This window comes from Mesorhizobium sp. WSM4809 (assembly GCF_055811655.1).
This window is the reverse complement of record NZ_JBVVQW010000001.1, coordinates 235,576-248,166: the sequence shown is the minus strand read 5'-3', so window position 1 is coordinate 248,166 and position 12,591 is coordinate 235,576. Positions and strand designations below refer to the sequence as shown.

Annotated in this window: 14 protein-coding genes; 12 read left to right on the top strand and 2 right to left on the bottom strand. The window is 63.3% G+C overall.

The annotated features are described in order from the left end of the window. The first annotated feature begins 15 nt into the window (after nt 1–15). The 4 genes from AC0L24_RS01020 to AC0L24_RS01005 are packed head-to-tail and all read left to right on the top strand — an operon-like array spanning nt 16 to nt 3,421. Nucleotides 16–753, top strand: a complete 738-nt coding sequence (locus AC0L24_RS01020; protein WP_127267483.1) for an ATP-binding cassette domain-containing protein — start codon at nt 16–18, stop codon at nt 751–753. Further along, complete coding sequence (locus tag AC0L24_RS01015) at nt 746–1,504, top strand: ATP-binding cassette domain-containing protein (protein ID WP_127811131.1); 759 nt, start codon at nt 746–748, stop codon at nt 1,502–1,504. Before AC0L24_RS01020 ends, AC0L24_RS01015 begins: the two co-directional genes overlap by 8 nt. Beyond that, a complete protein-coding gene (locus tag AC0L24_RS01010; protein WP_127811132.1) occupies nt 1,501–2,451 on the top strand; it encodes an ABC transporter permease in 951 nt (316 codons plus the stop codon). Before AC0L24_RS01015 ends, AC0L24_RS01010 begins: the two co-directional genes overlap by 4 nt. Before the next feature lies 1 nt (nt 2,452). Further along, nucleotides 2,453–3,421 (top strand): ABC transporter permease, encoded by a 969-nt coding sequence (locus tag AC0L24_RS01005; RefSeq protein ID WP_127811133.1) that lies wholly within the window; start codon nt 2,453–2,455, stop codon nt 3,419–3,421. A 9-nt stretch (nt 3,422–3,430) separates the two neighbouring features. On the opposite strand, the gene AC0L24_RS01000 is transcribed toward AC0L24_RS01005, so the two are convergent. Together AC0L24_RS01000 and AC0L24_RS00995 are read right to left on the bottom strand one after the other, a co-directional pair. Next, nucleotides 3,431–4,270: an amidohydrolase family protein gene (locus AC0L24_RS01000; protein WP_127811134.1), complete on the bottom strand. Its 840-nt coding sequence runs from the start codon at nt 4,268–4,270 to the stop codon at nt 3,431–3,433. Nucleotides 4,271–4,335: 65 nt separating this feature from the next. Further along, nucleotides 4,336–5,121 carry an IclR family transcriptional regulator gene (locus AC0L24_RS00995; RefSeq protein WP_127267478.1) on the bottom strand — a complete coding sequence of 262 codons (786 nt, stop codon included), beginning with the start codon at nt 5,119–5,121 and terminating at the stop codon, nt 4,336–4,338. A gap of 169 nt (nt 5,122–5,290) precedes the next feature. On the opposite strand from AC0L24_RS00995, the gene AC0L24_RS00990 reads away from it, so the two are divergent. The 8 genes from AC0L24_RS00990 (at nt 5,291) to AC0L24_RS00955 (ending at nt 12,583) form a co-directional block, all read left to right on the top strand. After that, nucleotides 5,291–6,610, top strand: a complete 1,320-nt coding sequence (locus AC0L24_RS00990) for an ABC transporter substrate-binding protein (protein WP_127811135.1) — start codon at nt 5,291–5,293, stop codon at nt 6,608–6,610. Between the two features lie 133 nt (nt 6,611–6,743). Next, nucleotides 6,744–7,640, top strand: a complete 897-nt coding sequence (locus AC0L24_RS00985) for a carbohydrate ABC transporter permease (RefSeq protein ID WP_023808865.1) — start codon at nt 6,744–6,746, stop codon at nt 7,638–7,640. Between the two features lie 2 nt (nt 7,641–7,642). Next, entirely contained in the window at nt 7,643–8,509 is an 867-nt protein-coding gene (locus AC0L24_RS00980; protein WP_127267476.1) for a carbohydrate ABC transporter permease, read from the top strand. A gap of 4 nt (nt 8,510–8,513) precedes the next feature. After that, on the top strand, nt 8,514–9,611 hold the full coding sequence (locus tag AC0L24_RS00975; protein ID WP_127811136.1) for an ABC transporter ATP-binding protein: 1,098 nt from the start codon (nt 8,514–8,516) through the stop codon (nt 9,609–9,611). Between the two features lie 5 nt (nt 9,612–9,616). Next, on the top strand, nt 9,617–10,729 hold the full coding sequence (locus AC0L24_RS00970; RefSeq protein ID WP_128363008.1) for a mandelate racemase/muconate lactonizing enzyme family protein: 1,113 nt from the start codon (nt 9,617–9,619) through the stop codon (nt 10,727–10,729). A gap of 12 nt (nt 10,730–10,741) precedes the next feature. Continuing rightward, nucleotides 10,742–11,062: an L-rhamnose mutarotase gene (locus tag AC0L24_RS00965; protein ID WP_127811431.1), complete on the top strand. Its 321-nt coding sequence runs from the start codon at nt 10,742–10,744 to the stop codon at nt 11,060–11,062. Beyond that, entirely contained in the window at nt 11,058–12,131 is a 1,074-nt protein-coding gene (locus AC0L24_RS00960; protein WP_174800367.1) for a Gfo/Idh/MocA family protein, read from the top strand. Before AC0L24_RS00965 ends, AC0L24_RS00960 begins: the two co-directional genes overlap by 5 nt. Next, a complete protein-coding gene (locus AC0L24_RS00955; RefSeq protein WP_164781743.1) occupies nt 12,128–12,583 on the top strand; it encodes a MaoC/PaaZ C-terminal domain-containing protein in 456 nt (151 codons plus the stop codon). The genes AC0L24_RS00960 and AC0L24_RS00955 overlap by 4 nt, the downstream gene beginning before the upstream one ends. Nucleotides 12,584–12,591 lie beyond the last annotated feature (8 nt).

Here is a 12,591-nt window from a genome sequence, read left to right as displayed (position 1 = left end):
GCATCGAATTGTGACATGCTTGAAATCAAAACCATATCCAAACGCTATGGCGAGACGATCGCGCTCGCGGACGCATCGATCGCGTTCCGGGCGGGGACCATCCACACCATTCTGGGCGAGAACGGTTCGGGCAAGAGCACCATGGTCAAGCTGTTGTCCGGCATCGTCCAGCCGGACAGCGGTGTGATCCTGCTGCACGGCAAGCCATTCCCTGGCGCCAATCCATCGGCCTTCCAGGCGCAAGGCTTCGCCACGGTGTTCCAGGAGGTGCTGATCGCGCCGGATCGCAGCGTGACCGACAACATCCTGCTCGGCCTCGACGGACTGGTCCGGCGTGCCGTTCCCCGTCATGAGCGCCGTGACCGGGCGGAAGCTGCGCTGAAGCGCTTCGCGGTCACCGACGTCCCCCTCGACAAGCCAGCCGGCCTGCTGCCGCTTGCCGCGCAGCAATTGGTCGTTCTCGCCCGCGCGATCGTGCGCAACCCAAAGATCCTGATCCTCGACGAGGTCACCGCCGCGCTCGACTTCGCCGACCGCGAATCGGTTTTTTCGTTGATGCGTGCGCTTGCCGGCGAAGGCTGCCTGATCCTGTTCATCACCCACCGCATGGATGAGGTGATGTCGCTTTCGGACCGCATCTCGATCCTGCGGGGCGGCAGCGTCGTGCGCACCGAAGAGCGCGGCGCTTCCACGCCGGCGGAACTTCTCAAGGCGATGGCGCCACGTACCGCTGCGGAATTGGCGCATGGCTGATCGCACTGCTCTCGATTTTGGTGGTCTTGCCGTTCGCGAACTCGTCATCGCGCCCGGCGCCAGCCCGATCACGCAGGCCATCGCTCCGGGTGAGATCGTCGGGCTTGCCGGTCTCGATGGTCATGGCCAGGAGCTGTTTCTCAAGATGCTTGCCGGCCTGGAACCGCCCCATGGCGGCTCGATCGAACTCGGTTCATCGGGTGCCTCCCGCAAGATCACCGGGTTTCGCAAGGCTGTCGCCAGCGGCATCGCCTATTTGCCGCGCGACCGACGCGCCAACGGCATTTTCCCGACACAGTCGGTGCTCGACAATTTCGCCGTTTCGACTCTGTCGCGCGACACTCGGCTCGGGCTGATCAGCCCCGCGGCGCGCAAGGCGCGGTACGACATCTACCGCGAAAAACTGTCGATCGCCGCACCCCGGCCCGATGCGCCGATCACCACTCTTTCGGGCGGCAACCAGCAGAAGGTGCTGTTGGCGCGTGCCTTGGCGCTGGAGCCCGCGATCCTGCTCCTCAACGATCCCACGCGTGGCGTCGACGTGGCGACGCGGCATGTGCTCTACGACGTGTTTCGCGGGCTGGCGTCCGACGGCATGGGCCTCGTCATCCTATCCAGCGAAATCGAGGAGATTCTTCTCCTGTGCCAGCGCGTGCTGGTGTTCCGTGAGAATGAAGTCGCGGCCGAGATCTCTGGCGACGCGCTCACCACCGAAAGCGTGATATCAGCCATGTTCGGACGTGCGGCATGAACCCTGTTGCGCGCCTCCTGTCCCTTGGGCGAAATTTCGGCTTCGCGGTGGTGCTGCTGGTCGTGCTGCTTGCGATCAATCTTATCCTCAGCCCCGGGCGGTTCCAGCCGGGTTCCTGGGGCGCGCTGGTCGGATTGGCGGCGCCCTTGATCGGTGCGGCCATTGCGTCCACGCCTGTCATCCTCGCCGGGCGTGGCGGAATCGACATCTCGGTCGGGCCATTGATGGGCTTCGTCAACGCTTTGGCGATCCAGGTGCTGTTCCTCGGCGCCGGCATCTCATCACCCCTGGTGCTCGTTCTGGCGGCGTTGCTCGTCGGCGCGCTGGTGGGTGCTGCGAACGGCTTTCTCGCGACAATCGTGCGCATCCAGCCGATCGTCGCCACGCTCGGCACCTATCTGATCCTGACCGGCGTGACGCTGACGATCCTGCCGGCGCCGATCGGCCCGGCGCCGGCTTGGCTCAAGGCCTTGTCCGGCCCGCTCTCGATGCTTCCGCTGGCACTGATGTTCATCGCTTGGTGGCTGGTGCGGCGCACCCCCTACTACGACCAGCTGATGGCGGTCGGCAGCGACGACCGCGCGGCCTACACCGCCGGCGTCGATGTCACGCGCGTGCGCTTCATCGCCTATGTCATGACCGGCATCCTGGGCGGATGCGCCGGGCTGATGCTGACCGCGCTGATCGGCTCCGCCGACCCTAACATCGGGCCGACCTACACGCTGATCGCCATCGCCGCCGTAGCGCTCGGCGGCGTCAGCCTGGCCGGTGGGCGTGGCGGCGTCGCCGGTGCAGCCATTGGCGCCATCGACATCTTCCTGCTGCAAAGCGTGCTGACGACGTTCAACGTCTCGACCTTCGTGCTGCAGATCGCCTACGGCGCGATCCTGGTGCTGGCCGTGATGCTGACAGCGCTGCAGGAACGTCTTGCCACGAGGGGGCGCTAACATGACCGGGCGAAACCTGTTCGCGACAACCAACGCCCGCGTCGTTGGCGCCTTCTGCGTCGCCGCCCTTCTGCATCTCGCCGGCACGGTCCTCATTCCTGGCTACTCCGCGCCGTTTGCCATACGCGCCATGCTGGTGCTCGCCTCGCTGCTTGCCGTCGCCTCGATCGGCCAGACGCTGGTCGTCATCATGGGCGGCATCGACCTTTCAATCCCCTTCGTCATCGGCTTTGCCAATGTCGTGGCGGCGCAGCTCTATGGCGATGGCTGGAATTTTGTCCTGGTCTGCGGCCTTGTCGGCGTGCTGGCGCTCGTCATCGGCGGGCTGAACGGGCTGATCTCGCGCAGCCTCGACATCCAGCCGCTGATCGTCACGCTCGGCATCGGCATGGTCGTGCAAGGGCTGGTGCTGCTGTGGACAGCCGGCTTCCCGTCGGGCTCCGCGCCGCAAGCGGTTTCCAGCTTCGTGTCGATCGGCGGATCGGCCGGACCGCTGCCGGTGCCGTGGCTGGTGCCGAGCCTGGTCGTGCTGGCCGCACTCGTCGTGCTGGTGCTGGAGCGAACGCCCTATGGCCGCCGGCTCTACGCGCTGGGCAGCAATCCGGGCGCGGCGCCACTGGCGCTGATTGACCCGGTTCGCATGTGGGTCATCACCTATGCCGCAAGCGCCTTCTTCGCCGCTGTGGCAGGGGTGCTGCTGCTCGGCTTCACCGGTTCGGCCTATGGCGATGTCGGCCAGCCCTATCTGTTCCAGACCATCGCGGCGGTCGTCGTAGGAGGCGCAGCACTTGTCGGCGGCCGGGGAAGCTATCTCGGCACGATCGCCGGCGTGCTGGTGCTGACCGAGATCAACACGCTGCTGATCGGCCTCGGCTTCCAGCCCGCAGCGGTGCAGGCCGCGCTCGGCTTCGTCATCGTGCTGCTGGTTTCGCTCTATGGCCGCGAACGGCACGTCTCGACAACCATCTGAAAGGACCAGTCAGTCGAGCCGCCACAGCTTGCGGGCATTGCCGGACAACAGCCTGTCGCGCTCGGCAATGCTGCAGCCCGAGAGCAATGCATGGGTCGCCGCCACCCAGGTCGACAGGCCGCCGCCTAGCGTGCAGACCGGCCAGTCGCTGCCCCAGACGACGCGGTCCCAGCCGAATGAATTGATGGTATGCTCGACGTACGGCCGCAACGTCTCAACCGTCCAGCTGCCGGCATCGGCATAGGCGACGACACCGGAAATCTTGGCCATGACATTCGGGCGCCGGGCGATGTCGCTCATATGCTCGCGCCATGGATGTTCGCTCTTGCCTTTGATGTCGGGGACGCCGCAATGGTCGAGGATGAACGTCACATCGGGTGCCAGATCGGCCAGCGCGATCGCCTTGGGGATCTGGTGCGGCAGCACGACGAGATCGAAGGTCAGGCCGGTGCCGCCAAGCCGCTTTATGCTGTCGCGAAACACCGCACCTTCCGAGAGATCGTCGGGCACGACATGGAGGACGCGGCGAAAGCCTTTTACGAACGGGTTTGCCCGCTGCCGTTCGACATAGGCCGCGAAGTCCCCTTCCTCAGGGCGGCAGGACGCGATCACCCCGGCCAGCATGCTGCCGGACTGCCGTGACAGTCCTTCCACACGAGCGGTCTCGGCTTCGATGTCGGCCGCATCGACATCGACCTCCATATGCAGCACACGCCCGACGCCGACACGCTGCGCCTCCGTCGCGTAGTCTTCATAAGAGAAATCGCGGTTGAGCGCCGGCACGCCGGCGAGCCAGGGATAGCGCAGGGCCGAGCGATCGATCAGGTGAAGATGGGTATCGATGATCATGGTGAGGCTCCTCCCTCTGGCTTTTTAAATCATCTCACGGGGGAATTCTTCATTCAAATAAGAATTCATGCCGATGAGCCGACTGCTGATCCAGCGAGGTGCGACAGCTTTTCACACGTCGCCAGCAACAGTTCGATCGTCCTGGTGATGTCGGGCGCGGAAGGCGCGTTGACCACCGTGATGTAGGGAATCGACAGTGCGGCGATTGCCTTGCCGTCGGAACTGCGCACCGGGGCGGACAGGTTGAAGACGCCGGCTGTCTGCATCGAGGCCATCATCTCGTAGCCACGGTCGCGTATCTGGTCGAGACGGGTGAAGAACTCGGTCGATTGCGCCGTCTTGTCGGTGCTGCGGACGTGTTCGGAAATCATCATCTGGCGCTCTTCCGGTGAGCGGAAGGCGAGCAGCACATGTCCCGATCCGGTGTCGAACAAACTGATATGGGAGCCGACCCGGATCGATATGCCCCAGTAGTTCGGTGCTTCTTGCTGGCCGATGACGACGGCAGAACCTCGATCAAAAACAACGAGTTGGTTGGCCTGCTGCGATGTCTCGGCAAGTTCACGCATCAGCGGCGTCGCATAGGAGACCAGCCGCCGTACCGGCGCGTGCAACTGTGCCAGACCGAACAGTTTGAGCGTTAGCGAATAGCGGTCGCCGTCGAGGCGCGTGACGTAGCCGCGCCGCACCAGCCGGTCGAGCATGCGATAGAATTCGTTGGGACTGCGGTCGAGTTTCTTGGCGATTTCGGCCTGGGTCAGGCCGCCGTCGACGCCCGCCAGCAGTTCAAGGATATCGAGCCCCTTGTCGAGCGCCGGCGCGCGATAGCGCTCGTCTTCGCTGTCGTCCATGGGCTCATCCTCCAGTGAATTTCACCCTTCATATACGCAGGAACGTGCGCGGCGGAAACAAATTTCGCCTTGACGTGTCTATGAATGTTTTGTTTGTATATGAATGTAGCACTTCTTGTCATCAGACGAGTTGCGGTCGCCGCGGAGGCGGCACCAAGGGAGGATACCAATGAACAGACTGCTGTCCGGCGTGTGCGCCGGTGCATTGTTGCTCGCGTCAGGTGCGGGCGCTGCCCTTGCCGGCGACCTGCCCGGCAAGTTCGAAGGCGTGACCGTCGACGTGAAGCTGATCGGCGGCCAGCAATATGAAAAGCTCTACGAGCGCATTCCCGAATGGGAGAAGGCGACCGGCGCCAAGGCCAACATCCTGACCAAGAAGAACGGCTTCGACATCGACAAGGAGCTCAAGTCCGACATCGCCTCCGGCAGCACCAACTGGTGCGTCGGCTGGAACCATTCGTCCTTCGCGCCGCAATATACGGGCCTTTACACCGACCTCAGCAAATTGCTGCCCAAGGAAGAGATCGACGCTTTCGTGCCGTCGACGATCACGTCCGCAACCATCGACGGCAAGCTGGAGATGCTGCCGCGTGCGCAGTTCGACGTTTCGGCGCTCTACTACCAGAAGAGCCTGTACGAGAACGCCGACAACAAGACCAAGTTCAAGGCGAAATACGGCTATGATCTGGTGCCGCCGGACACCTGGAAGGAAGTGACCGACCAAGCCCAGTTCTTCGCCAACCCACCCAATTTCTACGGCACGCAGTTCGCCGGCAAAGAAGAGGCGATCAACGGCCGCTTCTACGAGATGGTTGTCGCTGAAGGCGGCGAGTATCTCGACAAGGATGGCAAGCCGGTCTTCAATTCCGACGCCGGCATCCGGGCGCTCGACTGGTTCGTTAACCTCTACAAGGCCAAGGCCGTACCGGCCGGCACGACCAACTACCTCTGGGACGATCTCGGCCAGGGCTTTGCGTCCGGCACCGTCGCTATCAACCTCGACTGGCCGGGCTGGGCCGGTTTCTTCAACGACCCGAAGTCGTCGAAGGTCGCCGGCAATGTCGGCGTCAAGGTCGCGCCGAAGGGCTCGTCCGGCAAGCGCACCGGCTGGTCCGGTTTCCATGGCTTCTCGGTGACCGAGAACTGCCCCAACAAGGAGGCCGCGGCTTCCCTGGTGTGGTGGCTGACCAACGAAGACAGCCAGAAGCTCGAGGCCGCCGCCGGGCCGCTGCCGACCCGTACCGCAGTGTGGGACTGGGTTTTGAAGCAGGCCGAAAACGATCCTTACAAGAAGGAGGTTCTTACCGCCTTCCAGGAAGAGGCCAAGCACGCCTTTGCCGTGCCGCAGACGCCTGAATGGATCGAGATCTCGAACGCCGTCTATCCCGAGTTGCAGGCGGCGATCCTCGGCGACAAGACCTCCAAGCAGGCACTGGACGATGCGGCCGCCAAGGCGACGCAAATCCTCCAGGACGCCGGCAAGCTCTAGAAACGGGCTCCCAGGGCTGCCTCCCCCATTGGTAATGGGGGAGGCGATCGCGTTTCGCGGCCAGCGGTTTGCGCTAACCCATCGCACCCGGCCCACCCACCGCCGTCCAAATGCAAACACCTCAAGGATTCTGATGAAGGGCTTCAAGCCATCCGCGCCATTCCTGCTGCTGCTTCCGGCCATGATCGTGCTGGCGGCAGTTGTCGTTGTGCCGTTGCTGTTGTCCCTTTACTCCAGCTTCACGCCGTTCCGCCTGACGCGGCCCGAAACGTTCTACGTCTTCATCGGCATCCGGAACTATCTTTCGATCCTGTCCAACACCGATTTCTGGTGGGCGTTCGGCCGCACGGTGCTGCTACTGACCATCGCGCTCAATCTCGAAATGCTGCTCGGCCTTGGGCTTGCCATGCTGGTCGAGAAAGCGACACGCGGCCAGCGCATCCTGCGCACGCTGATGATGTTCCCGATGATGTTCTCGCCAATCCTCGTCGGCTTCCAGTTCAAGTTCATGTTCAACGACAATATCGGCCTGGTGAACAATGCGCTGCAGTCGCTCGGCATTACGCAGGACGCCATACCGTGGTTGATCGAGGGCCATCTCGCCTTCATCGCGATTTCGATCGCCGAGATCTGGTCGTCGACGGCGATCTTCGCCATCCTGATCCTCGCCGGCCTGCTCGCCATGCCCAAGGAGCCGATCGAGGCGGCGCGTGTCGACGGCTGCACGCCGTGGCAGACATTCCGCTATGTGACGTGGCCGTTCGTCATGCCTTTCGCCTACATAGCCATGACTATCCGTTCGCTCGACGTGGCGCGCGCCTACGACATCGTCAAGATCATGACCGATGGCGGACCGGCGGGCCGCACCGAACTGCTATGGACCCTGGTGGCCCGCACCGCCTACAGCGACGGGCGCATGGGCATGGCCAACGCCATGGCCTATTTCTCGATCCTGCTGTCGATCGCCTTCACCGTCTACTTCTTCAACAAGCTCGCCGCGGCGCGCACGCAGATTGGTGCGGAGTGGTGAAGATGGACGAGAATTCTTCCGCCCGCCTGAAGCGCCGGCTGCTGGGCATCGTCTATCGCATTGGCCTGTTCCTGGCGATGCTGACGATCTGCCTGCCGGGCCTGTGGATCGTCCTCTCGTCGCTGCGGCCGGCGGTCGAGATCATGGCCAAGCCGCCGGTCTGGATCCCGCAGGAGATTTCGTTCGACGCCTATGTCGCCATGTTCAGCGGTATCGGCAAAGGCGGCATTCCAGTGATCGAATATTTCCGCAACTCGTTGATCATCTCGGTGACCTCGACGGTCATTGCAGTGGCCATCGGCATGGCCGGCGGCTATGCGTTCGCGCGCTACCGCTTCCGCGGCAAATCGAGCGTCTTCCTCGGGCTGATGCTGACGCGCACCGTGCCGGGCATTGCGCTCTCGCTGCCGCTGTTTTTCCTCTATGTGCGGCTTGGCATCATCGACACCCATTTCGGGCTTATCCTTGCCTATGTCGCGCTCAACGTGCCGTTCACGATCTGGCTGATCGACGGCTTCTTCCGTCAAGTGCCCAAGGACCTCGCGGAGGCCGCGCAGATCGATGGCTGCACGCGCTGGCAGGCGTTCTGGCAGGTCGAGTTCCCGCTTGCCGGGCCGGGCATCGCGTCGGCCGCGATCTTCGCCTTCCTGACCTGCTGGAATGAGTTCGCTCTGGCCTCGCAGCTGACCCGTTCGGTGAGCGCCAAGACGCTGCCGGTCGGCCTACTCGATTACACGGCCGAGTTCACCATCGACTGGCGCGGCATGTGCGCGCTGGCCGTGGTGATGATCATCCCGGCGCTCACCCTCACCTACGTCGTCCAGAAACACCTTGTCGGCGGCCTGACCTCCGGCGCGGTGAAAGGCTGATACCATGGCAACCGTTACCCTCACCAAGCTGACCAAGCGCTACGGCACTGTCGGGATCGTGCACGGCATCGATCTCGACATCGCCGACCGCGAGTTCATCGCGCTGGTCGGCCCCTCCGGCTGCGGCAAGTCGACGACGCTGCGGATGATCGCCGGGCTGGAAGAGATCAGCGCCGGCTCGATCGAGATCGGCGGGCGCATCGTCAACGATTTGCCGCCACGCTCGCGCAACATTTCGATGGTGTTCCAATCCTACGCGCTCTATCCGCACATGACGGTGCGCGAAAATCTCGGCTTCTCTCTGAAGATCGCCGGTGCCGCCAAGGAAGACATGGAGCGCCGCGTCGCCGAGGCCTCGGCCATCCTCGGCCTCGACACGCTGCTGGATCGCCGCCCCTCACAACTGTCCGGCGGCCAGCGCCAGCGCGTCGCCATGGGCCGCGCCATCGTGCGCGATCCAGACGTCTTCCTGTTCGACGAGCCGCTTTCCAATCTCGACGCCAAATTGCGAACGCAGATGCGCACCGAGATCAAGAAGCTGCATGCCAAGGTGCAGTCGACGGTGATCTACGTCACCCACGACCAGGTCGAGGCGATGACGCTGGCCGACCGCATCGTCATTATGCGCGACGGCCATATCGAACAGGTCGGCACGCCCGACGAGGTCTTTCGGCGGCCGGCAACCCGCTTCGTTGCCGGCTTCATCGGCTCGCCGCCGATGAATTTGCACGAGGCCACGATCGATGACGGCCAGATGGTTTTCGCCAACGGCGAAAAGCTGCCGCTGCCCGCTCAGTTCAAGGCCAATGTCACGACCGGCGACAAGGTTGTGTTCGGGCTACGGCCGGACGACATCTATCCGACCGGCCATGGCATCAGTTCCGGTGGCGCGGCAGACGTCCACCAGATCGAACTGCCGATCACCGTTACCGAACCGCTCGGGAACGAGACGCTGGTGTTCGTCGAATTCAACGGTACGGACTGGGTGTCGCGCATGCTGAACCCGAGGCCACTGCGGCCGAGCGAGCGCGTCGCCATGAGCCTCGACATGTCGCAGGCCCATCTGTTTGCCACCGAGACCGGAAAGACATTGCGGAGCTGATCGGCATGACCAAAATTGAGAAAGTCGACCTTCGGATGGTGGACCTTGTGCCCAAGGTCAAGCGCACCGACGCGATCCAGAGCTTCGTCAGCCAGGAAACGCCGATCGTCACCATCACCGATTCCGACGGCGCGGTCGGCACCGGCTACAGCTACACGATCGGCACCGGCGGCTCGTCGGTGATGCGGCTGTTGTCCGACCATCTGGTGCCGCGCCTGATCGGCCGCGACCCCGACATGATCGAGGCGATCTGGCACGATCTCGAATTCGCCACGCATGCCACAACCATCGGCGCCATCACCGCCATCGCCATCGCGGCCATCGATACAGCACTGTGGGACCTACGGGCAAAGAAGCAGAACCTGCCGTTGTGGAAACTGGCTGGCGGCGCCAAGGACCGGTGCCCGCTTTACACGACCGAAGGCGGCTGGCTGCACATCGAGACGGCAGCACTTGTCGATGACGCACTGGCCGCCAAGGCCAAGGGCTTTCGCGGCTCGAAGGTTAAGATCGGCAGGCCACACGGCTCGGAAGATCTTGCCCGTCTGTCGGCGGTGCGCAACGCGGTCGGCGACGGCTATGAGATCATGACCGACGCCAATCAGGGATTCTCGGTCGACGAGGCGATCCGGCGCGCGGCAAGGCTGCGTGAGCTCGATCTCGCCTGGATCGAAGAACCGCTGCCGGCCGACGATATCGATGGGCATATCAGGTTGTCGAACTCGACGCCGACGCCGATCGCGATCGGCGAGTCGCTCTACTCCATTCGCCATTTCCGCGAATACATGCAGAAAGGCGCCTGCTCGATCGTGCAGGTCGATGTCGGCCGCATCGGCGGCATCACGCCCTGGCTCAAGATCGCGCACGCGGCGGAGGCCTTCGACATTCCGGTCTGCCCGCATTTCCTGATGGAACTTCATGTCAGCCTGACCTGCGCTGTTCAGAACGGCCGATATGTCGAGTACATTCCGCAGCTCGACCAGTTGACCGGCAAGCGCCTCCGCATCGAGGATGGCCAGGCGCTGGCGCCCGACGAGCCGGGCATCGGCATCGATTGGGACTGGGACGCGGTCAAGGCCATGAGCATCGCCGAATTCACCACGGCGATCACGAAATAGGAGACTGATATGATGGGGATGGTTCTGGGGCTGAAGCCGGAAAAGGTCGAGGAGTATGTCCGCCTCCATGCCGCCGTCTGGCCCGACGTGCTGGCCATGATCTCCGCCTGCAACATCAAGAACTACTCGATCTACCTGAAGCGGCCGGAGAACCTGCTGTTCAGCACCTTCGAATACCACGGCAGCGACTACGAGGCCGACATGGCGAAGATGGCGGCCGATCCGAAGACGCAGGAATGGTGGGCGGTCTGCATGCCATGCCAGGAGCCGCTGGCGACGCGCAAAGAGGGCGAGTGGTGGGCCGAGATGGACGAGGTCTTCCATCATGATTGAAGGCGGTTTCGACCCTGCCTTGCTCGTTCAATCTTGGCCAAAACCCTCAAAACCCCGGCCGATCGTCACTTTCGGCGCCGGATCGATCGTCGGCGACGCGCATTTCCCGGCCTACAGGAAGGCCGGCTTTCCAGTAGCTGGGCTTTATGATCCTGATCATGCCAGGGCTGAAAAGCTGGCCAGCCAATGGGGCGTGACGGCCTTTGGCTCGGTCGAAGAAGCTGCCGCCGTCGAGGGCGCGATCTTCGACCTTGCCACGCCGCCGTCGCGTCATGCCGATGTGCTGAAGTCCTTGCCTGATGGCGCAGTGGCGCTGATCCAGAAGCCGATGGGCAGCAATCTTGCCGAGGCGACCGCGATCCTCGAGATCTGCCGTGCCCGGAAGCTGCACGCAGCGGTGAACTTCCAATTGCGCTTCGCGCCGATGATGCTGGCGCTCAAGGATGCCGTCGGCAAGGGCTGGCTCGGCGAGATCGTCGACTTCGATGCCTGGCTGGCGCTGGCGACACCGTGGCAGCTTTGGGAATTCCTGCTCAAGGCGCCGCGCGTCGAGATCGCCATGCATTCGATCCACTATCTCGACCTGATCAGGCAATTGCTCGGCGACCCCAAGGGTGTGCACGCCAAGACGCTCGGCCATCCCAACCATGCCGTGGCGCAGACGCGCACCAGCGCCATTCTCGACTATGGCGACACCGTGCGCTGCGCGCTGTCGATCAACCACGACCATAAGTTCGGCCGCCGGCACCAGGCCTGCGAGTTCCGCATCTGCGGCACAGAAGGTGCCGCCTATCTCAAGCTGGGTCTCAACCTCGATTATCCCACAGGTGAACCGGATGTGCTGGAGATTTACCCCAAGGGTGGAACGGACTGGGTCGCGGTGCCCTTGGCCGGCGAGTGGTTTCCAGACGCCTTCGTCGGCCGCATGGCCAATGTCCAGCGTTTTGCCACCGGAGAAGATGCCATGCTGATCAGTCCGGTCGAGGATGCCTGGAGCACGATGGCGCTGGTCGAGGCGGCGTATCAGTCGAGTGCGGCACCGGCGACGCCGATCGCGGAAAGACCCTGATGGAACAGATACAGTATTTCGAAGACTATGAGATTGGCGCGTCGCGCCTGACCAGCGGCCGCACCATCACCGAGACCGACTTCATCGTCCATGCCGGCCACACCGGCGATTTCTTCCCGCACCACATGGACGCCGAGTTCATGAAGACGACGCCATTCGGCCAGCGCATCGCGCACGGCACGCTGGTGTTCTCGGTCGGCATCGGGCTGACGGCAACCGTCATCAACCCTGTCGCCTTTTCCTACGGCTACGACCGGTTGCGCTTCATCAAGCCGGTGTTCATCGGCGACACGATCCGGACGCGCACCACAATTACGGCCAGGGAAGACGACCCGAAGAGGCCGGGGTCGGGACGGGTGATCGAACGCTGCGAGGTGATCAACCAGCGCGGCGAAGTGGTGCTGGCGGCCGACCACATCTACATCGTCGAACGCAGGCCGACGCAGGGCTGAGACTTGGG

Excerpts from the sequence above, each read along its gene's own strand:
- AC0L24_RS01020 (WP_127267483.1), top strand. The coding sequence starts at position 16 with ATGCTTGAAATCAAAACCATATCCAAACGCTATGGCGAGACGATCGCG.
- AC0L24_RS01015 (WP_127811131.1), top strand. The coding sequence starts at position 746 with ATGGCTGATCGCACTGCTCTCGATTTTGGTGGTCTTGCCGTTCGCGAA.
- AC0L24_RS01010 (WP_127811132.1), top strand. The coding sequence starts at position 1,501 with ATGAACCCTGTTGCGCGCCTCCTGTCCCTTGGGCGAAATTTCGGCTTC.
- AC0L24_RS01005 (WP_127811133.1), top strand. The coding sequence starts at position 2,453 with ATGACCGGGCGAAACCTGTTCGCGACAACCAACGCCCGCGTCGTTGGC.
- AC0L24_RS01000 (WP_127811134.1), bottom strand. The coding sequence starts at position 4,270 with ATGATCATCGATACCCATCTTCACCTGATCGATCGCTCGGCCCTGCGC.
- AC0L24_RS00995 (WP_127267478.1), bottom strand. The coding sequence starts at position 5,121 with ATGGACGACAGCGAAGACGAGCGCTATCGCGCGCCGGCGCTCGACAAG.
- AC0L24_RS00990 (WP_127811135.1), top strand. The coding sequence starts at position 5,291 with ATGAACAGACTGCTGTCCGGCGTGTGCGCCGGTGCATTGTTGCTCGCG.
- AC0L24_RS00985 (WP_023808865.1), top strand. The coding sequence starts at position 6,744 with ATGAAGGGCTTCAAGCCATCCGCGCCATTCCTGCTGCTGCTTCCGGCC.
- AC0L24_RS00980 (WP_127267476.1), top strand. The coding sequence starts at position 7,643 with ATGGACGAGAATTCTTCCGCCCGCCTGAAGCGCCGGCTGCTGGGCATC.
- AC0L24_RS00975 (WP_127811136.1), top strand. The coding sequence starts at position 8,514 with ATGGCAACCGTTACCCTCACCAAGCTGACCAAGCGCTACGGCACTGTC.
- AC0L24_RS00970 (WP_128363008.1), top strand. The coding sequence starts at position 9,617 with ATGACCAAAATTGAGAAAGTCGACCTTCGGATGGTGGACCTTGTGCCC.
- AC0L24_RS00965 (WP_127811431.1), top strand. The coding sequence starts at position 10,742 with ATGGGGATGGTTCTGGGGCTGAAGCCGGAAAAGGTCGAGGAGTATGTC.